This is a genomic window from Streptomyces sp. NBC_01450 (assembly GCF_036227505.1).
Classification (GTDB): Bacteria; Actinomycetota; Actinomycetes; order Streptomycetales; family Streptomycetaceae; genus Streptomyces.
This window is the reverse complement of record NZ_CP109480.1, coordinates 4425513-4448883: the sequence shown is the minus strand read 5'-3', so window position 1 is coordinate 4448883 and position 23371 is coordinate 4425513. Positions and strand designations below refer to the sequence as shown.

21 protein-coding genes are annotated in these 23371 nt (G+C 69.6%); 19 read left to right on the top strand and 2 right to left on the bottom strand.

All coding sequences use genetic code 11. The features are described 5' to 3' along the window. The first annotated feature begins 85 nt into the window (after positions 1–85). The 11 genes from OG568_RS19785 to OG568_RS19735 all read left to right on the top strand — a co-directional run bounded on the left by OG568_RS19785 (position 86) and on the right by OG568_RS19735 (position 12246). The gene (locus tag OG568_RS19785) at positions 86–1711 is read left to right on the top strand and encodes a peptide ABC transporter substrate-binding protein (RefSeq protein WP_329532537.1); all 1626 of its coding nucleotides are present in this window, start codon (positions 86–88) and stop codon (positions 1709–1711) included. 156 nt (positions 1712–1867) lie between these two features. Continuing rightward, positions 1868–2800, top strand: a complete 933-nt coding sequence (locus tag OG568_RS19780; protein WP_329532536.1) for an ABC transporter permease — start codon at positions 1868–1870, stop codon at positions 2798–2800. After that, positions 2793–3740 carry an ABC transporter permease gene (locus OG568_RS19775; RefSeq protein ID WP_329532535.1) on the top strand — a complete coding sequence of 316 codons (948 nt, stop codon included), beginning with the start codon at positions 2793–2795 and terminating at the stop codon, positions 3738–3740. Before OG568_RS19780 ends, OG568_RS19775 begins: the two co-directional genes overlap by 8 nt. An 11-nt stretch (positions 3741–3751) precedes the next feature. Next, positions 3752–4810: an ABC transporter ATP-binding protein gene (locus OG568_RS19770; RefSeq protein ID WP_329532534.1), complete on the top strand. Its 1059-nt coding sequence runs from the start codon at positions 3752–3754 to the stop codon at positions 4808–4810. Beyond that, complete coding sequence (locus OG568_RS19765) at positions 4803–5948, top strand: ABC transporter ATP-binding protein (RefSeq protein WP_329532533.1); 1146 nt, start codon at positions 4803–4805, stop codon at positions 5946–5948. The genes OG568_RS19770 and OG568_RS19765 overlap by 8 nt, the downstream gene beginning before the upstream one ends. Positions 5949–6046: 98 nt before the next feature. Continuing rightward, positions 6047–6430 carry a VOC family protein gene (locus OG568_RS19760; protein WP_329532532.1) on the top strand — a complete coding sequence of 128 codons (384 nt, stop codon included), beginning with the start codon at positions 6047–6049 and terminating at the stop codon, positions 6428–6430. A gap of 107 nt (positions 6431–6537) precedes the next feature. After that, positions 6538–8169: a peptide ABC transporter substrate-binding protein gene (locus OG568_RS19755; protein ID WP_329532531.1), complete on the top strand. Its 1632-nt coding sequence runs from the start codon at positions 6538–6540 to the stop codon at positions 8167–8169. A gap of 74 nt (positions 8170–8243) precedes the next feature. Then, positions 8244–9167, top strand: a complete 924-nt coding sequence (locus tag OG568_RS19750; protein ID WP_329532530.1) for an ABC transporter permease — start codon at positions 8244–8246, stop codon at positions 9165–9167. Next, positions 9160–10146, top strand: coding sequence for an ABC transporter permease (locus OG568_RS19745; protein ID WP_266628272.1), 987 nt, complete (start codon positions 9160–9162; stop codon positions 10144–10146). The genes OG568_RS19750 and OG568_RS19745 overlap by 8 nt, the downstream gene beginning before the upstream one ends. Before the next feature lie 5 nt (positions 10147–10151). Next, on the top strand, positions 10152–11180 hold the full coding sequence (locus tag OG568_RS19740; protein WP_329532529.1) for an ABC transporter ATP-binding protein: 1029 nt from the start codon (positions 10152–10154) through the stop codon (positions 11178–11180). Further along, a complete protein-coding gene (locus OG568_RS19735) occupies positions 11173–12246 on the top strand; it encodes an ABC transporter ATP-binding protein (protein ID WP_329532528.1) in 1074 nt (357 codons plus the stop codon). The genes OG568_RS19740 and OG568_RS19735 overlap by 8 nt, the downstream gene beginning before the upstream one ends. A 247-nt stretch (positions 12247–12493) precedes the next feature. Here the strand turns inward: OG568_RS19735 and OG568_RS19730 are convergent, their stop codons facing one another. Beyond that, positions 12494–14623 carry a S9 family peptidase gene (locus OG568_RS19730; protein ID WP_329532527.1) on the bottom strand — a complete coding sequence of 710 codons (2130 nt, stop codon included), beginning with the start codon at positions 14621–14623 and terminating at the stop codon, positions 12494–12496. A 176-nt stretch (positions 14624–14799) separates the two neighbouring features. On the opposite strand from OG568_RS19730, the gene OG568_RS19725 reads away from it, so the two are divergent. The 8 genes from OG568_RS19725 to OG568_RS19690 all read left to right on the top strand — a co-directional run bounded on the left by OG568_RS19725 (position 14800) and on the right by OG568_RS19690 (position 22477). Continuing rightward, positions 14800–14994, top strand: a complete 195-nt coding sequence (locus tag OG568_RS19725) for a hypothetical protein (protein WP_054228237.1) — start codon at positions 14800–14802, stop codon at positions 14992–14994. A gap of 69 nt (positions 14995–15063) precedes the next feature. Then, positions 15064–16026 (top strand): N-acetyl-1-D-myo-inositol-2-amino-2-deoxy-alpha-D-glucopyranoside deacetylase, encoded by a 963-nt coding sequence (mshB, locus tag OG568_RS19720; protein WP_329532526.1) that lies wholly within the window; start codon positions 15064–15066, stop codon positions 16024–16026. After that, positions 16026–16445 carry a DUF6113 family protein gene (locus tag OG568_RS19715; RefSeq protein ID WP_266436298.1) on the top strand — a complete coding sequence of 140 codons (420 nt, stop codon included), beginning with the start codon at positions 16026–16028 and terminating at the stop codon, positions 16443–16445. The genes mshB and OG568_RS19715 overlap by 1 nt, the downstream gene beginning before the upstream one ends. A gap of 160 nt (positions 16446–16605) precedes the next feature. Then, positions 16606–18867: a peptidoglycan binding domain-containing protein gene (locus tag OG568_RS19710; protein ID WP_329532525.1), complete on the top strand. Its 2262-nt coding sequence runs from the start codon at positions 16606–16608 to the stop codon at positions 18865–18867. Between the two features lie 154 nt (positions 18868–19021). Continuing rightward, positions 19022–19948, top strand: coding sequence for an ABC transporter ATP-binding protein (locus OG568_RS19705; protein WP_329532524.1), 927 nt, complete (start codon positions 19022–19024; stop codon positions 19946–19948). Continuing rightward, entirely contained in the window at positions 19945–20685 is a 741-nt protein-coding gene (locus tag OG568_RS19700) for an ABC transporter permease (protein ID WP_212726985.1), read from the top strand. Before OG568_RS19705 ends, OG568_RS19700 begins: the two co-directional genes overlap by 4 nt. After that, complete coding sequence (locus OG568_RS19695) at positions 20682–21866, top strand: sensor histidine kinase (protein ID WP_329532523.1); 1185 nt, start codon at positions 20682–20684, stop codon at positions 21864–21866. The genes OG568_RS19700 and OG568_RS19695 overlap by 4 nt, the downstream gene beginning before the upstream one ends. Next, positions 21863–22477, top strand: a complete 615-nt coding sequence (locus OG568_RS19690) for a response regulator transcription factor (protein ID WP_266585527.1) — start codon at positions 21863–21865, stop codon at positions 22475–22477. The genes OG568_RS19695 and OG568_RS19690 overlap by 4 nt, the downstream gene beginning before the upstream one ends. A gap of 38 nt (positions 22478–22515) precedes the next feature. Here the strand turns inward: OG568_RS19690 and OG568_RS19685 are convergent, their stop codons facing one another. Continuing rightward, positions 22516–23367: a transglutaminase-like domain-containing protein gene (locus OG568_RS19685; RefSeq protein WP_266585529.1), complete on the bottom strand. Its 852-nt coding sequence runs from the start codon at positions 23365–23367 to the stop codon at positions 22516–22518. Positions 23368–23371: the final 4 nt, after the last annotated feature.

Below are 23371 nucleotides of genomic sequence, written 5' to 3'. Positions count from 1 at the left end.
ACCAGCACTTTCTCCGTCCGAAGTGTCGGCAATGTGACTAGTGCTCCCTTTTGCGGTGAACCAATGGACTCATGAGGAGGAACCCATGCGCGGTGCCAAGAGCGCCAAGTGGGTCGCGATAGCCGCGGTTGTGGCGCTGGGAGCGACCGCCTGTGGTGGTGGCGGTGGCGACAAGGGCGACGACAGCAAGGCCGCCGTCAACCCGGCCGGTAAGTTCTCGGTCGAGGTGGGCGAGCCGCAGAACCCGCTGCAGCCGGCCAACACCATGGAGTCCAACGGCAGCATTGTCATCAAGTCCCTCTTCTCGCAGCTCGTGAGCTACGACGAGAAGGGCAACATCGTCTACGTGAACGCGCAGTCGGTGGACACGAAGGACAACAAGACCTACACGGTCAAGCTGAAGTCGGGCTGGAAGTTCCACGACGGCACCCCGGTGACCGCCACGTCCTACGTCAAGGCGTGGAACTGGGCCGCCGCCCCGGCGAACAAGCAGACCAACAGCTTCTGGTTCTCCGACATCGCGGGCTACGACGAGGTCGCCCCGGCGAAGGGCAAGCCGAAGGCCACGGAGATGTCCGGTCTGAAGGTCGTCGACGACAGCACCTTCACGATCACGCTCAACAAGGCGATCCCCTACTACGTCTACAAGCTCGGCTACGAGGTCTTCTCGCCGCTGCCCGAGTCCTTCTACAAGGACCCGAAGGCCGCGGGCGAGCACCCGATCGGCAACGGCCCGTACAAGTTCGTCAGCTGGGCGCACAAGAAGCAGATCGAGGTCGCCAAGTTCGACGGCTACCAGGGTCCGGACAAGGCCAAGAACGGTGGTGTGATCTTCAAGAACTACACCAACCTGGAGACGGCCTACGAGGACCTGAAGTCGGGCAACGTCGACGTCCTGCGTCAGATCGCCCCGAAGGACCTGCCGGTCTACAAGTCGGACCTCGGCACCCGCGCGGTGGACAAGGCGTACTCGGCGATCCAGACGATCACGCCGGCCTTCTACACCAAGCAGTGGAAGGGCATCAACGCGAAGGTCCTGCAGGGCCTGTCGATGGCGATCGACCGCAACACGATCACCAAGACGGTGCTCCAGGGCACCCGTGAGCCCGCCACCGGCTGGGTCGCGAAGGGTGTCCTCGGCTACGAGCCCAACGCCGGCGGCGACGTCTTCACGTACAACCCGACCAAGGCCAAGCAGCTCATCAAGGACGGCGGCGGCGTCCCGGGCAACGCCATCACCATCCAGTACAACGCCGACGGCGGTCACAAGGAGTGGGTGGAGGCGGTCTGCAACTCGATCACCAACGCCACCGGTGTCAAGTGCGCCGGCGACTCCAAGGCCGACTTCCAGGCCGACCTGGACGCGCGTGACGCGCACTCGGTCAAGTCCATGTACCGCAGTGGCTGGGTGCTCGACTTCCCGATGAACGCCAACTTCATCCGTGACCTGTTCGGCACCAAGTCGGACGGCAACACGAGCGGGTTCTCGAACAAGAAGGTCGACGCCGACATCGCCGCGGCCGACACCGCCAGCTCGCTCGCGGACTCGGAGAAGAAGTACCAGGACATCGAGAAGGAGCTCGTCAACTACATGCCGAGCATCCCGCTCTGGTACTACAAGGTCAACGCGGGCTACTCGGACAAGGTCACCGGCGTCGACTACGCCCAGGACGGTGACCCGATCCTGACCGGCGTTCAGGTCAAGAAGTAACCGCAATCAGCCCGTGATCCCGGGTACGGCGCCGCCTCGTGCGCCGCACCCGGGGGGACGGCAGCGGCCGGGGGGCCCTTTCCATGCGCATCTCGTTCAGGGGTGCGCAAGGGAAGGGCCCGTCGGCTGTCGCCGTAGTAACTACATGGAGGCACGATGGGGCGCTACGTCGCACGACGACTGCTCCAGATGATCCCGGTCTTCATCGGGACGACCCTGCTGATCTTTCTCATGGTCTACGCCCTGCCCGGCGACCCCGTGCGAGGCCTGTTCGGCGACAAGGGCGGAAGCCCTGCCGTCATCGCCTCACTGAGACATCAGTACGGCCTGGACCAGCCGATCCTGGTGCAGTACTACCACTACATGAAGGACATGATCCTTCACTTCGACTTCGGCACGCAGATCGCGAGCGGCCGCCCCGTCACGGACGTCCTCGGTGAGGCGTTCCCGGTGACCCTCCGTCTTGGCGGGCTGGCCTTCGCCATCGAGTTGGTCCTGGGCTTGGTCCTGGGCGTCTGGGCGGGCATGCGCGCCGGGCGGTTCGCGGACAACGCGATCCTGCTGGTCTCGCTGCTGCTGATCTCGGTTCCGGTGTTCGTCCTCGGCTTCATCCTGAAGGTGGTCTTCGCCTTCCAGCTCAACTGGCTGCCGCCGAACGTGAACGACTCCACGAACTTCAACGAGTTGCTGATGCCGGCGTTCGTCCTCGCGACCGCCTCGCTGGCCTATGTGACCCGGCTCACCCGTACGTCGGTCGCCGAGAACATGCGCGCCGACTACATCCGTACCGCCGTCGCCAAGGGCCTGCCCAAGAGCCGTGTGGTGGGCGTCCACCTCATGCGCAACTCGCTGATCCCCGTGATCACCTACCTGGGCACCGACATCGGCGCGCTGATGGGCGGAGCCGTCGTCACCGAGGGCCTGTTCAACATCCAGGGCATCGGCGGCACGATCTACCAGTCCATCGTGCGCCGGGAGGGCACCACGCTCGTGGGCCTGGTGACCATCCTGGTCATCGTCTACCTCCTCGCCAGCCTGCTCGTCGACCTGCTGTACGCGGTCCTGGACCCGAGGATTCGCTATGCCTGACGTGACCAAGACCGACGTCCAGACGGCGGTGGCGACCGCCGACGGAGCGACCCCGGTGACGCCTGCGGTGAACAAGCCGGAGAAGTCCCGCAGCCTGTGGGGCGACGCCTGGAACGACCTCCGGCACAGCTGGATCTTCGGTGTGTCGGCGGTGCTGATCCTGCTGCTGCTGACCATCACCTTCTTCCCGGGGCTGTTCACCGACACCGACCCCATCAAGGGCGACCTGGCCAAGCACTTCCTGCAGAAGCCGAAGTTCGGCCACGTCTTCTCCGGGGACTGGCTGGGCTACGACCAGCAGGGCCGCAGCGTCTACGCCCGTGTCATCTACGGCACCCGGGCCTCCGTGGCCGTGGGCTTCGGCACCACCCTCGCGGTGACGGTCGTGGGTGGCCTGATGGGCATGATCGCCGGATACTTCGGCGGCGTCGTCGACTCGATCCTGTCGCGTCTGACGGACGTCTTCTTCGGCATCCCGTTCCTGCTCGCCACCATGGTCGTGCTGACCTCCTTCCCGGACCGCACGACCTGGGTCGTCATCGGCGCGCTGGCCGCCTTCGGCTGGACGCAGATCGCCCGCGTGATGCGCGGCGCGGTGATCACCACCAAGCAGGCCGACTACGTACACGCGGCCAAGGCCCTGGGCGCGAGCACCCCGCGGATCATGTTCCGGCACATCCTGCCGAACACGCTCGCCCCCGTGATCGTCGTCTCCACCATCTCGCTCGGTGTCTACATCTCCGCCGAGGCGACCCTGTCCTTCCTGGGCCTCGGCCTCAACGGCGTGTCCTGGGGCAACGACATCTCGGACGGCGGCAACCAGATCCGCGTGGCGCAGTGGATCATGCTCTATCCGTCGATCATGCTCAGCATCACGGTGCTGGCATTCATCATGCTCGGTGAGGCCGTCCGTAACGCCCTCGACCCGAAGCTGCGCTGAGGGAGGCGTACGTGACCATCATCGAAGACTCCGTCCCGGTGCCCGCCCCGCGTAAGGGCGGCACCGACGACGGGCCGCTGCTCGAAGTGCGTGACCTGCACGTCGAGTTCCACACCCGCGAGGGCGTGGCCAAGGCGGTCAACGGTGTCAACTACAGCGTCAGCGCGGGCGAGACCCTCGCCGTGCTCGGCGAGTCCGGCTCCGGCAAGTCCGTGACCGCGCAGGCGATCATGGGCATTCTCGACATGCCGCCGGCGAGGATCCCGCAGGGCGAGATCCTCTTCCGCGGCCAGGACATGCTCAAGATGTCCGGCGAGGAGCGCCGCAAGATCCGCGGCCAGAAGATCGCCATGATCTTCCAGGACGCGCTCAGCTCGCTCAACCCGGTCCTGTCCGTCGGCTACCAGCTCGGCGAGATGTTCCGGGTGCACCAGGGCCTCTCCAAGAAGGAGGCCAAGGCCAAGGCGATCGAGCTGATGGACCGGGTGAAGATCCCGGCCGCCGCGGCCCGTGTGAACGACTACCCGCACCAGTTCTCGGGCGGTATGCGCCAGCGCATCATGATCGCGATGGCGCTGGCCCTGGAGCCGGACCTGATCATCGCGGACGAGCCCACCACGGCGCTTGACGTGACGGTCCAGGCCCAGGTCATGGACCTGCTCTCGGACCTTCAGCGCGAGTACAACATGGGCCTGATCCTGATCACCCACGACCTCGGCGTCGTCGCCGACGTCGCGGACAAGATCGCCGTGATGTACGCGGGCCGGATCGTGGAGCGTGCCCCGGTCCACGAGCTGTACAAGCGCCCCGCGCACCCGTACACGCGGGGTCTGCTGGACTCGATCCCGCGCCTGGACCAGAAGGGCCAGGAGCTGTACGCGATCAAGGGTCTGCCGCCCAACCTGCTGCACATTCCGAAGGGCTGCGCCTTCAACCCGCGCTGCCCCAAGGCCCAGGACATCTGCCGTACGGACGTCCCGGCGCTGCTCCCGGTCAGCGAGCAGGACGGCACCGAGCTGGTCGGCCGCGGTTCGGCCTGCCACTTCTGGAAGGAGACGATCCATGGCTGAGCTCAGCAAGAACGACGAGCAGGAGGCCACCCCGAACGTCTCCGAGGTGGAGGTCGTCGACGCCCACTCCGAGGCGGAGGCGGTCGCGGCGATCGAGGCGCCCGTCGATCGTGGCGAGCCGATCCTTCAGGTGCGCAACCTGAAGAAGCACTTCCCGCTCACCCAGGGCATCCTGTTCAAGCGGCAGATCGGCGCGGTGAAGGCCGTCGACGGTATCTCGTTCGACCTGTACCAGGGTGAGACGCTGGGCATCGTGGGCGAGTCCGGCTGTGGCAAGTCCACCGTGGCCAAGCTCCTGATGAACCTGGAGCGGGCCACCGCGGGCGAGATCTTCTACAAGGGCCAGGACATCACCAAGCTGTCCGGGCGCGCCCTGAAGGCCGTGCGCCGCAACATCCAGATGGTCTTCCAGGACCCGTACACCTCGCTCAACCCCCGTATGACGGTGGGCGACATCATCGGTGAGCCCTTCGACATCCACCCCGAGGTGGCTCCGAAGGGCGACCGGCGGCGCAAGGTCCAGGAACTGCTGGACGTGGTCGGCCTCAACCCCGAGTACATCAACCGCTACCCGCACCAGTTCTCGGGCGGTCAGCGTCAGCGCATCGGCATCGCCCGCGGTCTCGCGCTCAACCCCGAGATCATCATCTGCGACGAGCCGGTCTCGGCGCTGGACGTGTCGGTACAGGCGCAGGTCATCAACCTGATGGAGCGGCTCCAGGACGAGTTCAACCTCTCCTACCTCTTCATCGCGCACGACCTGTCGATCGTCCGGCACATCTCGGACCGGGTCGGCGTGATGTACCTCGGCAAGATGGCGGAGATCGGCACCGACGAGCAGATCTACGACCACCCGACGCACCCCTACACCCAGGCGCTGCTGTCGGCGGTCCCGGTGCCGGACCCGGAGGCCCGTGAGCACCGCGACCGGATCATCCTGACCGGTGACGTGCCGTCCCCGGCCAACCCGCCGTCGGGCTGCAGCTTCCGTACCCGCTGCTGGAAGGCGCAGGAACGGTGCTCCACGGAGACCCCGATCCTTGCGGTGCCCGAGGTCTTCATGGGTGTGGACTCGCCGGCGGCCCACGAGTCGGCGTGCCACTTCGCCGAGGAGAAGGACGTCGTGCACGCGGCCTGAGCGCCACGCGTTCCGTGAACGACCGGCCGGTTCCCGGCACCGCCACCGCGGTGCCGGGAACCGGCTTTTTCGGGTGGGGGGAAGAACAGGTGGGGGAAATGCTGCACCACGTCGAACTGTGGGTGCCGGACCTGGGGCGCGCGGTCCGCTCCTGGGGATGGCTGCTGGAGCGCCTGGGCTGTGAGCCGTACCAGGAGTGGCCGCACGGCCGCAGTTGGCGCCGGGGCGAGACGTATCTGGTCCTCGAGCAGTCGCCCGCGCTGCGGGCGGGCTCCCACGACCGGCTGCGCCCCGGCCTGAACCACCTGGCCTTCCACGTGGCGGACCGGACCGAACTCGACGGCCTCGTGGCCGAGGCGCCCCGGCACGGCTGGTCCCCTCTCTTCACGGACCGCTATCCGCACGCGGGCGGCCCGGAGCACTGCGCCGCGTATCTGGAGGACGCGGACGGCTTCGAGGTGGAGTTGGTGGCGCGCGCCTGACCACGTACGGGTGGCCTGAATGTGCGGTATGTGCGTTACCGGCCGATATTGGCCGGTAATGGAACAGCGCCGCGGCGCTGGCGGCAGCGCACTCTGGGAGGCACTCCATGCGTGGAGCGACGCACGCCACATGGGCCGCGGGTGCGGCGGCGATGGCTCTCGTGGTGACGGCCTGCGGAGGCGGCGGGGGCGGCGGTGGAGGAGGTGGTGGCGCCGGGGTCCTCAGTTCCTCCTGGGGGGACCCGCAGAACCCGCTGGAGCCGTCCAACACCAACGAGGTGCAGGGCGGCAAGGTCCTCGACATGATCTTCCGGGGGCTGAAGCGGTACGACGCCAGGACCGGCGCGGCCCAGAACATGCTGGCGCAGAAGATCGACACCTCGGACTCGCAGAACTTCACGATCACCGTCAAGGACGGCTGGACGTTCAGCAACGGAGAGCCCGTCACCGCGCAGTCCTTCGTGGACGCCTGGAACTACGGGGCCAGTCTCAAGAACAACCAGAAGAACGCGTACTTCTTCGGGTACATCGAGGGCTACGACAAGGTCCACCCCGAGACGGGAACGCAGAGCGCGGACACGCTGTCGGGGCTGAAGGTCACCGGCGCCCACACCTTCACCGTCAAGCTCAACCAGAAGTTCTCGACCTTCCCCGACACCCTCGGCTACGTGGCCTTCGCACCGCTGCCCAAGGCGTTCTTCAGCGACCACGCGGCCTGGCTGAAGAAGCCGATCGGCAACGGTCCCTACACCGTCGACTCGTACACCAAGGGCTCGAAGATGTCCCTGCGGAAGTGGGGCGCGTACCCGGGGACGGACAAGGCACAGAACGGCGGGGTGGACCTGAAGGTCTACACCGACAACAACACCGCCTACACCGACCTGCTGGCGGGCAACCTCGACCTCGTCGACGACGTGCCCGCCGCCCAGCTCAAGAACGTGAAGAGCGATCTCGGCGGCCGGTACATCAACACCCCGGCCGGCATCATCCAGACCATCGCCTTCCCCTTCTACGACCAGGCCTGGGACAAGAGCGGCATGGAGAACGTCCGCAAGGGCCTGTCCATGGCGATCGACCGGGACCAGATCACCAGCACGATCTTCCGGAAGACCCGCACCCCGGCCTCCGACTGGACCTCACCGGTGCTCGGCAAGGCCGGCGGCTTCCAGGACGGGCTGTGCGGCGCCTCCTGCCGGTACGACCCCGCGCAGGCCAAGAAGCTGATCCAGGACGGCGGCGGACTGCCCGGCGGCCAGATCAAGATCTCGTACAACGCGGACTCCGGCTCCCACAAGGAGTGGATCGACGCCGTCTGCAACTCCATCAACAACGCGCTGGGCAACGACAAGGCCTGCGTCGGCAACCCGATCGGCACCTTCGCCGACTTCCGCAACCAGATCGGGCAGCACAAGATGCCGGGTCCGTTCCGGGCCGGCTGGCAGATGGACTACCCGCTGATCCAGAACTTCCTGCAGCCGCTGTACTACACGAACGCCTCCTCCAACGACGGCAAGTGGTCCAACAAGGACTTCGACAAGCTCGTCGACCAGGCGAACGCCGAGACCGACAAGGCCAAGGCCATCCAGCTCTTCCAGCAGGCCGAAGGGGTCGTACGGGACAACATGGCCGCCATCCCGCTCTGGTACCAGAACGGCAGCGCGGGCTACTCGGACAGGATCTCCAACGTGGCGCTCAACCAGTTCAGCGTGCCCGTCTACAACGAGATCAAGGTCAGCTGAGCCGTCCACGGGGTGAACGCCCGGGTTGCTGAAGCGAACCCGGGCGTGGGCCCCGTACTACCTCCGGAGCCCTCATGGGACGGTATGTGATCCGGCGTCTGCTCCAGATGATCCCGGTCTTCATCGGCGCCACGCTCTTGATCTTCCTGATGGTGAACGTGATGGGCGACCCCATCGCGGGCCTGTGCGGCGAGCGGCAGTGCGACCCCGCCACCGCCGCCCAGCTGCGCAAGGAGTTCGGCCTCGACAAGCCGCTGTGGCAGCAATACCTCACGTACATGGGCAATGTCTTCACCGGCGACTTCGGCACCGCCTTCAACGGGCAGCCGGTCACCGAGCTGATGGCGAGCGCCTTTCCCGTCACCATCCGGCTGACGATCGTCGCGATCATCTTCGAGATCGTCATCGGCATCCTGCTGGGCGTCGTCACCGGGCTGCGCCGCGGCCGGCCCGTCGACACCGGTGTCCTGCTGCTCACCCTCGTCGTCATCTCGATCCCGACCTTCGTCACCGGATTGCTCTTGCAACTGCTCTTCGGTGTCGAGTGGGGCTGGATCAGACCCTCGGTCTCCACGGACGCCACCTTCGGCGAACTGATCGTGCCCGGACTGGTCCTCGCCTCCGTCTCCCTCGCCTACGTCACCCGGCTCACCCGGACCTCCATCGCCGAGAACAAGCGGTCCGACTACGTCAGGACGGCCGTCGCCAAGGGCCTGCCCCGGCATCGGGTGATCACCAAGCACCTGCTGCGCAACTCGCTGATCCCCGTGGTCACCTTCATCGGCACGGACATCGGCGCGCTCATGGGCGGCGCGATCGTCACCGAGCGGATCTTCAACATCCACGGCGTCGGATACCAGCTCTACCAGGGGATCGTGCGGCAGAACACCCAGACCGTGGTCGGCTTCGTGACCGTCCTCGTCCTCGTGTTCCTGGTCGCCAACCTGCTCGTCGACCTCCTCTACGCCGTACTCGACCCGAGGATCCGCTATGCCTGAGCAGCCACCGCCGTACCAGCGGGACGGCGCCATCGCCGCGACCGGCGCGGGCGGTGCCATGGACCTCGCCACGAGCGAGGGCGCCACCCTGGAGAAGGTCCCAGGAGGACCGGAGGGCACGGGGCCCCAGGAGAAGCCCAGAAGCCTGTGGTCCGACGCCTGGCGCGATCTGCGGCGCAACCCCGTCTTCATCGTCTCCGGGCTCCTCATCGTGTTCCTGGTCGTCATCTCCCTGTGGCCCTCGCTGATCGCCACCCAGAACCCCCTCAAGTGCGACCTCGCCAAGGCCCAGGAGGGCTCGCAGCCGGGGCACCCCTTCGGGTTCGACGGGCAGGGCTGCGACGTCTACACACGGGTGGTGTACGGGACCCGCGTGTCGATCAGCGTCGGCGTCTGCGCCACCCTCGGCGTCGCGATCCTCGGCTCGGTGCTCGGCGGACTCGCCGGGTTCTTCGGCGGGGTGGGCGACTCGGTCCTGTCCCGGATCACCGACATCTTCTTCGCGATCCCCGTGGTGCTCGGGGGTCTGGTCCTGCTCTCCGTGGTGACCAGCAACACCATCTGGCCGGTCATCGGGTTCATGGTGCTGCTCGGCTGGCCCCAGATCTCCCGCATCGCACGCGGCTCCGTCATCACCACCAAGCACAACGACTACGTCCAGGCCGCCCGTGCCCTCGGCGCCTCGAACTCCCGCCTGATGCTGCGGCACATCACCCCCAACGCCGTCGCACCGGTCATCGTCGTCGCCACCATCGCGCTCGGCACCTACATCGCGCTGGAGGCGACGCTCTCCTACCTCGGCGTCGGCCTGAAGCCCCCCACGGTCAGCTGGGGCATCGACATCTCCTCGGCCTCCGCCTACATCCGCACGGCCCCGCACATGCTGCTGTGGCCCGCCGGCGCCCTCGCGATCACCGTGCTCGCGTTCATCATGCTCGGCGACGCGGTGCGCGACGCCCTCGACCCGAAGCTGAGGTGACGGCCGTGCTGCTCGAAGTGCGCGATCTGCACGTGGAGTTCCGCACCCGGGACGGGGTCGCCAAGGCCGTCAACGGGGTCGACTACGGCGTGGACGAGGGCGAGACGCTCGCCGTCCTCGGCGAGTCCGGCTCCGGCAAGTCCGTCACCGCGCAGGCCGTCATGGGCATCCTCGACATGCCGCCCGGGCGGATCACCGGCGGCGAGATCCTCTTCCAGGGCCGGGACCTGCTGAAGCTCAAGGAGGACGAGCGGCGCAAGGTCCGCGGCGCCGAGATGGCGATGATCTTCCAGGACGCGCTGTCCTCCCTGAACCCCGTGCTCAGCGTCGGCGACCAGCTCGGCGAGATGTTCACCGTGCACCGCGGGATGTCCCGCAAGGACGCCCGCGCCAAGGCGATCGAGCTGATGGACCGGGTGCGCATCCCGGCCGCCGCCGACCGGGTGCGGGACTATCCGCACCAGTTCTCCGGCGGTATGCGCCAGCGCATCATGATCGCCATGGCGCTGGCCCTGGAGCCCGCCCTGATCATCGCCGACGAGCCGACCACCGCCCTCGACGTCACCGTCCAGGCCCAGGTCATGGACCTGCTCGCCGAGCTGCAGCGCGAGCTCGACATGGGGCTCATCCTCATCACCCACGACCTCGGCGTCGTCGCGGACGTCGCCGACCGGATCGCCGTCATGTACGCGGGCCGGATCGTCGAGTCCGCGCCGGTCCACGACATCTACAAGGCCCCCGCCCACCCGTACACCAAGGGCCTGCTGGAGTCGATCCCGCGCCTCGACCAGAAGGGCCAGGAGCTCTACGCGATCAAGGGCCTGCCGCCCAACCTGATGCACATCCCGCCCGGCTGCGCCTTCAACCCGCGCTGCCCGATGGCCCAGGACATCTGCCGCACCGAGGTGCCGCCGCTGTTCGAGGTGGAGCGTGAAGGGGCGGACCGTGAAGGGGCAGACCGTGAAGAGGCGGACCATGAAGGCGGGACCCGCACCAGCGCCTGCTTCTTCTGGCGGGAGTGCCTCGATGGCTGAGGCGATCCTGGAGGTCCACGACCTGGTCAAGCACTATCCGCTCACCCGGGGGATCCTCTTCAGGAAACGGATCGGCGCGGTGAAGGCCGTCGACGGCGTCGACTTCCACCTCGGCCGCGGCGAGACCCTCGGCATCGTCGGCGAGTCCGGCTGCGGCAAGTCGACGGTCGCCAAGATGCTGGTCAACCTGGAGAAGCCGACGGCCGGGACGATTCTGTACAAGGGCGAGGACATCACCAAGCTGTCCGGCAGGGCGCTCAAGGCCGTACGCCGCAACATCCAGATGGTCTTCCAGGACCCGTACACCTCGCTCAACCCGCGCATGACCGTCGGCGACATCATCGGGGAGCCGTACGAGATCCACCCCGAGGTCGCGCCCAAGGGCGACCGCAGGAGACGCGTCCAGGACCTGCTGGACGTGGTCGGCCTCAACCCCGAGTACATCAACCGCTATCCGCACCAGTTCTCCGGCGGCCAGCGCCAACGCATCGGCATCGCACGGGGGTTGGCACTGCGCCCCGAGATCATCGTCGCCGACGAGCCCGTCTCCGCGCTCGACGTCTCGGTGCAGGCGCAGGTGATCAACCTGATGGAGCGGCTCCAGAACGAGTTCGACCTGAGTTACGTCTTCATCGCGCACGACCTCTCCATCGTGCGGCACATCTCCGACCGGGTCGGCGTGATGTACCTCGGGCGGATCGTCGAGACCGGCAGGGACGCCGAGATCTACGACCACCCGACGCACCCGTACACCCAGGCCCTGCTCTCCGCCGTGCCCGTCCCCGACCCGGAGGCCCGCGAGCGACGGGAGCGGATCATCCTCGCCGGAGACGTGCCCTCCCCGGCGAACATCCCCTCCGGCTGCCGCTTCCGCACCCGCTGCTGGAAGGCCCAGGAGCGTTGCGCGCTGGAGGTGCCGGCGCTCGCGGTGCCCTCGGAGTTCCGCCTCGTGGAGGGGCCGGCCGCGCACGACTCGGCCTGTCATTTCGCCGAGGAGCTACCCCTCAGGCGCTCCGCGCCGGGGCGGGCCGTACCGCCGGAGGAACCACCCGAGCGGGCGACATAACCGTGCAAACGCTGACGAACGTCGTTAACACGCAGGCAACTTGGCCGAAGCCGCACCGATATACGGACGCGTCAAGGTAATCAGCGTACGGCCGTGCGGGTGCCGTAGACGGGCCGGGGCGCGCCATGTCGCCCCGGCCTGTCGCACACCCCTTTGCGCCTAAGCCGGCGCCGCTCTCGCGGACGTGGCTGGGGTTTCGTCGGGGTTCCTCAATTGATGGTTGCGGTGCTCTGCGGAGATTCGTGGCTCAGCTCAGTTTGAGGGCGCGCCGCAGGAAGTCCACCTGGAGCAGCAGCAGGTTCTCCGCGACCTGTTCCTGCGGGGTCATGTGGGTGACGCCGGACAGGGGCAGCACCTCGTGCGGGCGGCCGGCGGCCAGCAGCGCAGAGGAGAGCCGCAGGGCGTGGGCGACCACCACGTTGTCGTCCGCGAGGCCGTGCACGATCATCAGCGGCCGGTGCGGCTCGGCGGGCGCGGACAGCCCGTCGTCCGTGATCAGCGAGCTCTTCGCGTACGCCTCCGCGGCCGCCGACGGATCACCGAGGTAGCGCTCCGTGTAGTGCGTGTCGTACAGCCGCCAGTCGGTGACCGGGGCGCCCGCGATGCCCGCGTGGAAGACGTCGGGGCGACGCAGCACGGCGAGCCCCGCGAGCCAGCCGCCGAACGACCAGCCCCGGATCGCCACCCGGGACAGATCCAGCGGGAACCTCTCCGCGAGGCCGTGCAGCGCGTCGATCTGGTCGTCGAGGGTGAGCGTGAGGTCGTCGCGGATCGCCTTCTCCCAGGCGGGGGAGCGGCCGGGGGTGCCGCGGCCGTCGGCGACGACCACCGCGAAGCCCTGGTCGGCGAACCACTGCGAGGTGAGGTGCGCGTTGTGCGCGGCCAGCACCCGGGGGCCGTGCGGACCGCCGTAGGGGTCCATGAGGACGGGGAGGGGAGTGACACCGTCGTAGTCAGTAGGCATAAGCAGGGCGCATGAAATTTTCCGTGCGCCCCCCTCGGTGAGGGTCACGCGCGGGGACAGACCGGGACTTTCGGCGTACGAAGGGACGGTCGCCACCGGCTTTCCGTCCCGCAGCACCCGCACCTGGGCTCCCGGCCGGTCCGGCACCGAGGAGACCAGTACGGTCACGCCCCCGCCGCGCACCGCCGAGTGCACACCGGGTTCCTGGGAGAGACGCTCGACACCGAGCTCGTTGACGCGGTAGACATGCACCTCGCCCGTCTCCGGGGCGGTGGCCGCCTCGCCGGCCGACGCCGAGATCAGCACATCGTCGTCCGAGACGTCCAGTACCGCGCGCACATGCAACTGCGGACCCGTGAACGGGCGTTCGCCGAAGGCCAGTACCCGTGCCCCGCCCTCGTCGGCGATCCGCACGAGCTGTCCCGCGGGGCTCCAGCACGGCACGCCAGGGAAAAGATCCAGCCATTGTCGATCTTCGTCGGCGTGCACCATCCGGGTCGTCCCGGTGTCCGGGTCGACCGCCAGGAACAGCTGGCTGCGCTGGTCCCGCGCCTGCACCAGAATCAGCGGCGCGCCCGCCGCTGACCAGTGCACATGCGCCAGATACGGGTAGCGTGCCCGGTCCCAGACCACCTCCGTGCGGGCCCCGTCGAGACCGATCACGAAGAGCCGTACGTCCGCATTGTCCGTTCCGGCGGCCGGGTAGCCGACCTGCTGCGGAGCGCGCTCCGGTTGTGCGGGATCGGAAATCCACCAGCGTCGAACGGGCGCGTCGTCGACCCGCGCGACCAGCAGCCGGTCTCCTTCCGGCGACCACCAGAAGCCGCGTGAACGACCCATCTCCTCGGCCGCGATGAACTCGGCCAATCCATAGGAAACCATCCCCGGCTCCGCCCCGGACTCCGGCTCCGCGAGCGCCCGGTCGTCCTCCCCCTCGGCGCCGATGACCCGCAGGGCGCCCCCGCGGACGTACGCGATGAACCTTCCGTCGGGCGAGGGGCGCGGGTCGATCACCGGCCCCGGGACCCGGAGTTCGCGTGCCGTACCGGCCCGCAGCTCCGCCGTGAAAAGCCGCCCTGACAAGGCAAAAGAGGCCAGCTCGACCGCCGTGTCGGTGGCGTAGCCGACGATCCCGGCGCCGCCCTCGCGACTGCGCTCGCGGCGCGCCCGCTCCGCCGCCGACAGACGCTCCGTGGCGCCGCCGAGCAGTGCCCGCGGGTCCGCCGCGACGCGCTCCTGCCCCTCCGCGGCGTCGAGGACCCACAGCTGATTCGCCCGGTCCGTACCGGAGGAGGACCTCAGGAACACGACCCGGGAACCGTCTGGGGAGACGGTGAACGCGCGGGGTGCGCCGAGGGTGAAGCGCTGCGTCCGGGCGTACCGGCGGGGGAAGGAGAGAGGCTCGGTGGTCATCCCCTGACCATATTGGCCATGCGCCCCCTTGTGCGGCTGTGCGCCGATCGATGCGCGCGTATGGATAGTTATGATCACTGGCGGTGTGTGGGTATGAACCCGCTGGCCGCTGTATGGATTTACCGACCCCCATGTCCGACCCCCCATGTCCCTGGGATCTTTGGAGGTGAGCCGCCGTGGCACTCTCGATTTCGGCGGTGGTGCTGCTGGCGATCATCGTCGTCATCCTGGTCAGGAAGTCCGGGTTGAAGGCCGGCCATGCGGTGGTATGTGTCCTGTTCGGCTTCTATCTCGCCTCTTCGACGATGGCCCCCACGATCAGCGATCTGACGACGAACGTCGCGGACATGATCGGCAGCTTCAAGTTCTGACGGGGAGCGTCGGCACCACGACCCGTGCCCGCCTCGGCGGTGGGCCGGGCGCCTCGTAGGGTGGGTTCCATGACGGAACTGCCCGACCGGCGTCTGCTCCTGGTGCACGCGCACCCGGACGACGAGTCGATCAACAATGGCGCGACCATGGCCAGGTATGCGGCCGAGGGCGCCCATGTGACGCTGGTGACCTGCACCCTCGGCGAGGAGGGCGAGGTCATCCCGCCCGAGCTGGCGTATCTCGCGCCCGACCGCGAGGGCGGGCTCGGCCCGCACCGGATCGGCGAGCTGGCCGCCGCCATGAAGGAACTCGGGGTCACCGATCACCGCTTTCTCGGCGGTCCCGGGCGTTTCGGCGACTCCGGGATGATGGGCCTCGAGAAGAACCACCGCGCGGGCGCCTTCTGGTCCGCCGACGTCGACGAGGCCGCCGCGTACCTGGTCGGGGTGATCCGTGAGGTGCGCCCCCAGGTGCTCGTCACCTATGACCCCGACGGGGGCTACGGGCACCCGGACCACATCCAGGCCCACCGCGTCGCCGTGCGCGCCGCCGAGCTGGCCGCCGACCCCGGCCTCTGCCCGGACCTCGGCGCGTCCTGGGAGATCGCCAAGGTCTACTGGAACCGCGTCCCGCGCACGGTCGCCGAGGAGGGCTTCCGGCGGCTGCGCGAGGCGCTGCCCGGGCTGCCGTTCGAGGAGTCCGCCGCCGTGGACGACGTACCCGGCGTGGTCGACGACACGGTGGTCACCACCGCGATCGACGGGACCGCGTACGCCGCCGCGAAGGCCGCCGCGATGCGGGCGCACGCCACCCAGATCGAGGTGGCCGAACCCTGGTTCGCGCTGTCGAACGCACTCGCGCAACCGCTGTTCACCACCGAGTACTACGAGTTGGTGCGCGGGGAGCGCGCGGGACCCGGTCGGGAGACCGACCTCTTCGCGGGGATCGGACAGGGTTCGGGGACCGGGCAGGGCTCTACGGGGACCGGGCAGGGCTCTACGGGGACCGAGCAGGGAAAGGCGGACGCGTGATGAGCATGTCGGGACAGCGGGGGAGCGCGCTCGCCCAGCCGCTGCAGCGGCCCTCGGCCGGGCGGATCGCGGCCTACCTGGGCCTGTTGCTGCTCGGCGCGGTGGTCGGGGCCGCCGGGACGCTGGTGCAAGCCGCCTGGTTCCCGGGCGGGTTGCTGCTCGCCCTGGCCGGCGGGGCCGGGCTCTTCCTGGGCGGATCGCGGGCGACCGGCTCCCGGGCCGGTGCCGTCGCGCCCGCCGTGGGCTGGATGATCGCGGTCGTCCTGCTCACCTCCACCCGCCCGGAAGGGGACTTCCTCTTCGGCGCGGGACTCGGCTCCTACCTCTTCCTGCTCGGTGGGATGGCTGTGGCTGTGATGTGCGCCACGCTTGGTCTGGGGCGGCAACCGGACGGCTCCGCCGTCCGACTTGGGAAGTGACGTACCGGTTCGCCGTAGCGGACAGGTGCGGGTCCCGTGCGAGTTTCCTGGGCGGGCGAGGTTTGCGCGCCGAATATGGCCAGTATGGTGGTGCGCGCCGCCGAGCTGCCCGAGATGAGGTCGAGTAAACGGGCGGCGGAGCCAACCGGGAGAACCTGCCTTGAGTCGTGAAACTGACAGTTCGTCCTCCGGGCCCAACGGGCGCGGTGGAGCCGCGTACCCGTCGGGGACGCCCCCCTACGGGACCCCCACGGCTTCCGAAAACGGTGCCGACGCGGGCCGTTCGGCCACCGGCACCCCGCCGGAGGAACGTAAGACCGAGACCACGCTGACGACACGGATCCGGATCAACATCCCCGGATCGCGGCCCATCCCGCCGGTCGTCGTGCGCACACCGGTCGGGGACGCCGAGTCGTCCGCCGAGCCCACCGGTCCCGCGGGAGCCCCCGCGGAGGCGCAGCGTGCCGTGAGTGCGCCCGTGGCAGCGGCCACGGCCACCGAGCCCTCGGCCGAAGCCGCCGCCGCGGGCGGTGCTCCGGCCAGGGACAAGACCAGCGACTGGTTCGCACCCCGCAAGTCCGGTGCGCCGGGCGGTGCTTCGGGCGGCGGGTCCACCAATGGGGCGGCCTTGCCTCCCGGTTCGGGACCCGCGGGTCCCGCGGCGCCGCAGGGCGCGGGCGCGCCGGGCGGCAACGGCACCGGCGGTACGCGGCCGGGTGCTCCCGGCGGCGCGAACGGCGCCGGTCCCCTGGGCGGCGCGGGCGGTGCCCGGCCGGGTGGGGCGAACGCGCCCCGTCCCGGGAGCGGCGGTACGAACGGTGCCGGACTGCCCGGTGCCACCGGCGCCGGACCCGTGGCCCCCGGTCACGGCGGCGGCACCGGCTCCTTCGACGTCTCCGCGGCGCTGGGGAACACGGCCTCCTTCCCGGCCATAGGAAGCGACGGTCCGGGTGGCCCCGGCGGACCGGGCGGTCCCGGAGCGGCGGGTGGCCCTGGAGGGCCGGGTGGCGAACCGCGCCGCGACGACCTCCCGTACTTCGCGGAGAACTTCTCGGACAACGGCCGTGGCGGCCCCGCGGGCCCGACGGGCGGTCCGGTCACCGGCGACGGACCGATGGTGCCGCCGGCCGGCCCGGGCGTGGCTCCGGGCAGCCTGGCCGCAGGGCGGCCCGGTGGCCCTGGTGGTCCCGGCGGGCACGGCGCGCCCGGCCTCGGCACGGGCTACCCCGGTGGCGGCCTCAGCGACGACACCGCGATCCTCACCCCGCAGAAGCCCGCGCCCGAGCCGGGCGGCCAGGGCTACGGCGGCCCCGTGGACAACGTCTCCGGGCACACCCTGACCAGCGGCATCCCCGTCGTGCCCGCCACCCAGAACTCTCCGTTCGGGCCGGGCGCGCACACCGACGGACCGCTGCCGCACACCCCGCCGAAGGCGCCCGAGCCGAAGCCCGCCGCCTCCTCGAAGAAGCCGGCCAAGAAGAAGGGCCGCAGCAAGCTGACGCTCCTGGTCGTCGGCGTGGTGTTCATCGGCGGTGGCGTCTACGGCGCCGGGCTGCTCATGAACCGCTCGGACGTCCCCAAGGGCACCACGGTGCTCGGCGTCGACATCGGCGGCGGCACCCGCGACGAGGCCGTCAAGAAGCTCGACGACGCCTTCGGGGCCCGTATGAACAAGGCGCTCAAGCTGTCGGTGGACGGCACCACGGTCTCGCTCAAGCCGGACCAGGCCGGGCTCCAGTTCAACGCCCAGGACACGGTCCGCGCCGCTGCGGGCAGCGACTACAACCCGGTCTCCGTGATCGGCTCGCTGTTCGGTCAGCAGCGTGTCGTCGAGCCGGCGATGCCCGTCGACGCGGAGAAGCTGCAGGCCGCGCTGGAGCGCACCGCGGCCGGTTCCGGTTCGGCGAGTGACGGCACCATCAAGTTCGAGTCCGGCAAGGCCGTCGCCGTGTACGGCAAGGCGGGCAAGGGCATCGACGTGGCGGCCTCGACCCAGGCCGTCGAGGCCGCGTACCGCGCCCAGGTGGAGACCGACGCCAGCACCCCGGTGAAGGTCGCCACCACGACCCGTCAGCCGACCATCTCGAACGCCGAGGTCGACCGGATGATGAAGGAGTTCGCCGAGCCCGCGATGTCCGCCCGCGTCACCATTCAGACCGACGCGGCACACAGCATCCCGTTCGGCGCCCTGTCACTGCCGAAGATCCTCGGCTTCAAGGCCGTCAACGGCAAGCTCGTGGAGACGTACGACCTCACGGCGCTCAAGGCGGCGTACGGCGCCACCTTCGACGGCGTGCAGATCCAGACCGCGAGCGGGAAGCGCGCTGTCACGCCGCAGGACGTCGTCACCGCACTGGGCAAGGCCCTGCGCGGCAAGACGGCGGCGGAGCGCGTCGGGGTCATCGGCGGCAAAGCGAGCTGACCTCCGGTCGTCCGGATGAACGGAGCCCCTGCCCGCACCGGGCAGGGGCTCCGTCGTCGCGTCACGGAGATCCGCACGGCATGACATCTGTCATGCGGCACTCAGGACCGCCGGCACTGCCGGGTACCGGGCCCTCGCGGCCACGATGGTGCCCATGACGACAACAGCGGCGCCCGCCACCGTCCCGGTGGTCGGGTTCGATCAGGTGAGCAAGAGCTACGGGAACGTACGGGCCGTCGACGGGCTGACGCTCGACCTGCACCCGGGTGAGACGGTCGCCCTGCTGGGTCCCAACGGCGCGGGCAAGTCGACCACGCTGGACCTGCTCCTCGGCCTCAAGCACGCCGACACCGGCGCGGTCCGGGTGTTCGGCGCCAGCCCCCGCGAGGCGATCGTCGGCGGCCGGGTGGGCGCCATGCTGCAGAGCGGCGGCCTGATGGACGAGGTCACGGTCGGCGAGCTGGTGAAGCTGGCCTGCGATCTGCACCCGAAGCCGTACAAGGTCAGTGACGTGCTGGCCCGCGCGGGTATCTCGCAGATGGTCGACCGCAAGGTCAACAAGCTCTCCGGCGGCCAGGAACAGCGCGTCCGCTTCGCGCTCGCCACGGCCGGCGCCAACGACCTGATCGTCCTGGACGAGCCCACCACCGGCATGGACGTCTCCGCCCGCCAGGCCTTCTGGGCCACCATGCGCGAGCAGGCCGACCAGGGCAGGACCGTCCTGTTCGCCACGCACTACCTGGAGGAGGCCGACGCCATAGCGGACCGCGTCCTCGTACTGCACCGGGGCCGCCTGCTCGCCGACGGCACCGCCGCCGAGATCAAGGCGAAGGCCGGCGCCCGCCGTATCGCCTTCGACCTGGAAGCCCCCATCGACGAGGCCCCGCTGCGCGCGCTGCCCTTCCTGACCTCGATCGACATCTCCGGGCACACCGTCCGCATCCAGTCCTCCGACGCCGACGCGACCGTACACGCGCTGTACGGGCTCGGCCTCTACCCCCGCAATCTCGAAGTCGCCGGGCTCGGGCTCGAGCAGGCCTTCGTCGCCATCACGGCCGCCGAGGAGGCGAAGTCACGGTGAACAGCCTCATCAAGCTCGAGATCACCCGAGCCCTGCGCAACAAGAAGTTCCTGTTCTTCTCGGTGGTCTACCCCTCGGCCCTGTTCCTGCTCATCGCGGGCAGCGCAGACAGCACCACCAAGGTGGACGGCACCGGGCTCACCCTGCCGACCTTCTTCATGGTCTCCATGGCCTCCTTCGGCGCCCTGACCGCCGTCCTGATGGGCAACAGCGAACGCATCGCGAAGGAACGCGAGAGCGGCTGGGTACGGCAGCTCAGGCTCACCACCCTGCCGGGCCGCGGCTATGTCCTGGCGAAGACCGCCAGCGCCGCCGTGATCAGCCTGCCGTCGATCGTGGTCGTCTTCGCGGTCGCCGCCGCCGTGAAGCACGTACGGCTGGACGCCTGGCAGTGGCTCGCGCTCACCGGCGCGATCTGGGCCGGCAGCCTCGTCTTCGCCGCGCTCGGCGTGGCCATCGGCTATCTCGCGAGCGGCGACGCGGTCCGCCCGATCACGATGATCCTGTACTTCGGGCTCTCGGTGCTCGGCGGCCTGTGGATGCCCACGACCACCTTCCCCGACTGGCTCCAGAAGATCGCGTCCTGGCTGCCCACGCACGCGTACGCTGCCCTCGGGCGGTCCATCGAGCTGGGCGACGCCCCGCACGCGAAGGACCTCGTCATCCTCGCCGTCTCCTTCCTCCTCTTCGCGGGCGGCGCGGCATGGCTGTACCGGAAGGACACGCTGAAGGCGTGAGCAGCGTCGGCATCGGGCAACGCCCGCAGAATCGCAGGCAGATGATGGTCAAGGCCGTCTGGACCGGCATCTGGCTCGTCTATCTGAGCGCGCCCGTCAGCGACCTGGTGCACGGCGGCCACAGCACCGGTGTCGTCGTGCTCGGCTGGTGCGGCCTGGTGGCCTTCGTCGGGTGGTACGGGGCGCTGGTCTTCCGCACCGGCCGCGGCGAGACGACGCCCTTCGTGCTCGTCTCGCTCGGGGTCCTCGCGGCCGAGGCCGCCCTGCTCTCCTGCACCCTGGGGCGGGAGTGGCTCGTCCTGTTCGTGTACGTCTCGATCGCGTCCGGCGCGGTGCTCCCGCTGCGGATGGCGCGCTGGGCCATCCCGGCCGTCTCCGCCGTGCTGACGGCGATCGCCCTGACCGTCCCGGGCGGCAAGGCGTATCTGGCGGGGCTGCTCATCCCGGCGTTCCTCGGCGGGTTCGCCATGACCGGCGTCCGCGAACTGATCCGCACGACGATCGCGCTGCGCGAGGCCCGCGCGACGGTCGCCCAACTGGCCGCGAACGAGGAGCGGCTGCGCCTGGCCCGCGATCTGCACGACCTGCTGGGCCACTCGCTCTCCCTGATCACCCTCAAGAGCGAGCTGGCCGGCCGGATGCTCCCCGACCACCCCGACAAGGCGGCCCAGCAGGTCGCCGACATCGAACAGGTCAGCCGGCAGGCCCTCGTCGACGTGCGCGAGGCGGTCACCGGCTACCGGCGGCCCCGGCTGTCCGGCGAACTGGCGGGCGCGCAGGTCGCGTTGACGGCCGCGGGCGTCACCGCGGAGCTGCCGGCCGAGCCGGATCTCACCGACGTCGCCGAGGAGAGCGAGTCCGCGCTGGCCTGGGCGCTGCGGGAAGCGGTCACCAATGTCGTACGCCACAGTGGGGCCCGGCGCTGCGCCGTGGAACTCCTCCGCCGCCAGACGCTGGACGGCCCGGTGCTCGAACTGAGCGTGGAGGACGACGGTTCGGGCGGTTCGGGCGGTTCGGGCCACGGTCCGGGCAACGGTCTGACGGGCCTGACCGAACGGCTGGAGAAGGTGGGTGGAGCCCTGGAGGCGGGCCGGGTGCGGCACGGCTTCCGGCTGGTCGCACGGGTGCCGACGCAGGCCCCCTTCGAGGCCGCCGATCACCCCGTAGGATCCGGTGCATGAGCCGCACGATCAAGGTCCTGCTCGCCGAGGACCAGTCGATGGTCCGCGAGGCGCTCGCCGCGTTGCTGGGCCTCGAGCCCGACATCGAGGTGGTCGCCCAGGTGGCCCGCGGTGACGAGGTGCTGGCCGCGGCCCGTGCCCACGACGTGGACGTGGCGCTCCTCGACATCGAGATGCCGGGCAGGACGGGCATCGAGGCGGCCGCCGAGGTCCACAAGGAACTCCCCGGCATCAAACTGGTCATCCTCACGACCTTCGGCCGCCCCGGCTATCTGCGCAGCGCCATGGAGTCCGGCGCCGACGCCTTCCTCGTCAAGGACGCCCCGGCCGCCCAACTCGCCGCGGCGGTCCGCAAGGTGCTCGCCGGCGAACGGGTCATCGACCCCACCCTCGCGGCGGCCGCCCTCGCCGAGGGCGCCAACCCGCTGACCGACCGCGAGCGCGAGATCCTCCGCGCGGCGGCCGACGGCTCCACCAACGCCGAACTGGCCACGGCCCTCCACCTCTCCCAGGGCACGGTCCGCAACTACCTCTCCACAGCGATCCAGAAACTGGCGGCCCGCAATCGCGCGGAGGCGGTCCGGATAGCACGGGAAAAGGGCTGGCTGTAGAACCCGAAGTCAGTTCCCTTCACGGCGCCTGGGCGAACTCAGTTCAACATCGCCCGAGCCGCCCGAGCCTGCCCCCGAACCTTCTCCGCCGTAGGCGGATCCACCGCGGCGACCACATCGGCGTAGGCGTCCAACTCCGCCGCCCCACCCAGGAAATCCCCCCGCTGCACCAGCAGCTGAGCCCGCTCGTACCGCAACCGCGCGGGATGCGACGGCAGCACCAGCGACAACTCCACGGCCCACAGGGCGACATCCGACCGTTCAGGCCGCGCCGCCGCCCAGGCCCGCACGTTGTTCAGGATCCGCACGACCACGTCGAGCGGAGGGGCGGGGACGAGCACCGAGGGATCGAGAGGCGCACCGGTGGCCCCCTGTACGAGCAGCTCCGCATCGGAGCCGCTCAGCACCCGCCCCCCGTCGAAGGGATCGGCGAGCACCTGTTGCTCGGCCGGTCCGAAGCCCACCACGAAGTGCCCGGGCAGGGCGACCCCGTACACCGGCGCGCCGGCCCGCCTGGCCACCTCCATCCACACCACGGAGAGCAGGATGGGCAGCCCGCGCCGCCGTCGCAGCACCGCGTGCAGCAGCGACGACTCCAGCCGTTGGTAGTCCCCGGGCGAGCCCCGGAACCCGCAGCGTCCGCCGAGCAGCTCGGCGAGCGCGCTCGCCCAGGACAGTGCCGTACCGGGCCGGAACGGCAGCTGACCGGCGAGCCGGTCGAGTTCGATCTGCGCCGCGTCCACTCCCGCCTCGTCCAGTGTTCCGTCCGCCGCCGCCCCGATCAGCAGACACAGCGCCGCCAGGTCGGGCCGCTCGGACCGGGCCTCCTCGGCGAACATCCGGCGGACGTCGGCGGCCCGCTCCGGCTCTGGGGGGTGGGGGGAAGGCATGGCG

What these genes read in the sequence shown, in the direction of transcription:
- OG568_RS19685 (WP_266585529.1), bottom strand. Translation starts at nt 23,367, where the DNA reads ATGCCTTCCCCCCACCCCCCAGAGCCGGAGCGGGCCGCCGACGTCCGC.
- OG568_RS19745 (WP_266628272.1), top strand. Translation starts at nt 9,160, where the DNA reads ATGCCTGAGCAGCCACCGCCGTACCAGCGGGACGGCGCCATCGCCGCG.
- OG568_RS19705 (WP_329532524.1), top strand. Translation starts at nt 19,022, where the DNA reads ATGACGACAACAGCGGCGCCCGCCACCGTCCCGGTGGTCGGGTTCGAT.
- OG568_RS19760 (WP_329532532.1), top strand. Translation starts at nt 6,047, where the DNA reads ATGCTGCACCACGTCGAACTGTGGGTGCCGGACCTGGGGCGCGCGGTC.
- OG568_RS19730 (WP_329532527.1), bottom strand. Translation starts at nt 14,623, where the DNA reads ATGACCACCGAGCCTCTCTCCTTCCCCCGCCGGTACGCCCGGACGCAG.
- OG568_RS19755 (WP_329532531.1), top strand. Translation starts at nt 6,538, where the DNA reads ATGCGTGGAGCGACGCACGCCACATGGGCCGCGGGTGCGGCGGCGATG.
- OG568_RS19735 (WP_329532528.1), top strand. Translation starts at nt 11,173, where the DNA reads ATGGCTGAGGCGATCCTGGAGGTCCACGACCTGGTCAAGCACTATCCG.
- mshB (WP_329532526.1), top strand. Translation starts at nt 15,064, where the DNA reads ATGACGGAACTGCCCGACCGGCGTCTGCTCCTGGTGCACGCGCACCCG.
- OG568_RS19775 (WP_329532535.1), top strand. Translation starts at nt 2,793, where the DNA reads ATGCCTGACGTGACCAAGACCGACGTCCAGACGGCGGTGGCGACCGCC.
- OG568_RS19785 (WP_329532537.1), top strand. Translation starts at nt 86, where the DNA reads ATGCGCGGTGCCAAGAGCGCCAAGTGGGTCGCGATAGCCGCGGTTGTG.
- OG568_RS19690 (WP_266585527.1), top strand. Translation starts at nt 21,863, where the DNA reads ATGAGCCGCACGATCAAGGTCCTGCTCGCCGAGGACCAGTCGATGGTC.
- OG568_RS19750 (WP_329532530.1), top strand. Translation starts at nt 8,244, where the DNA reads ATGGGACGGTATGTGATCCGGCGTCTGCTCCAGATGATCCCGGTCTTC.
- OG568_RS19715 (WP_266436298.1), top strand. Translation starts at nt 16,026, where the DNA reads ATGAGCATGTCGGGACAGCGGGGGAGCGCGCTCGCCCAGCCGCTGCAG.
- OG568_RS19780 (WP_329532536.1), top strand. Translation starts at nt 1,868, where the DNA reads ATGGGGCGCTACGTCGCACGACGACTGCTCCAGATGATCCCGGTCTTC.
- OG568_RS19765 (WP_329532533.1), top strand. Translation starts at nt 4,803, where the DNA reads ATGGCTGAGCTCAGCAAGAACGACGAGCAGGAGGCCACCCCGAACGTC.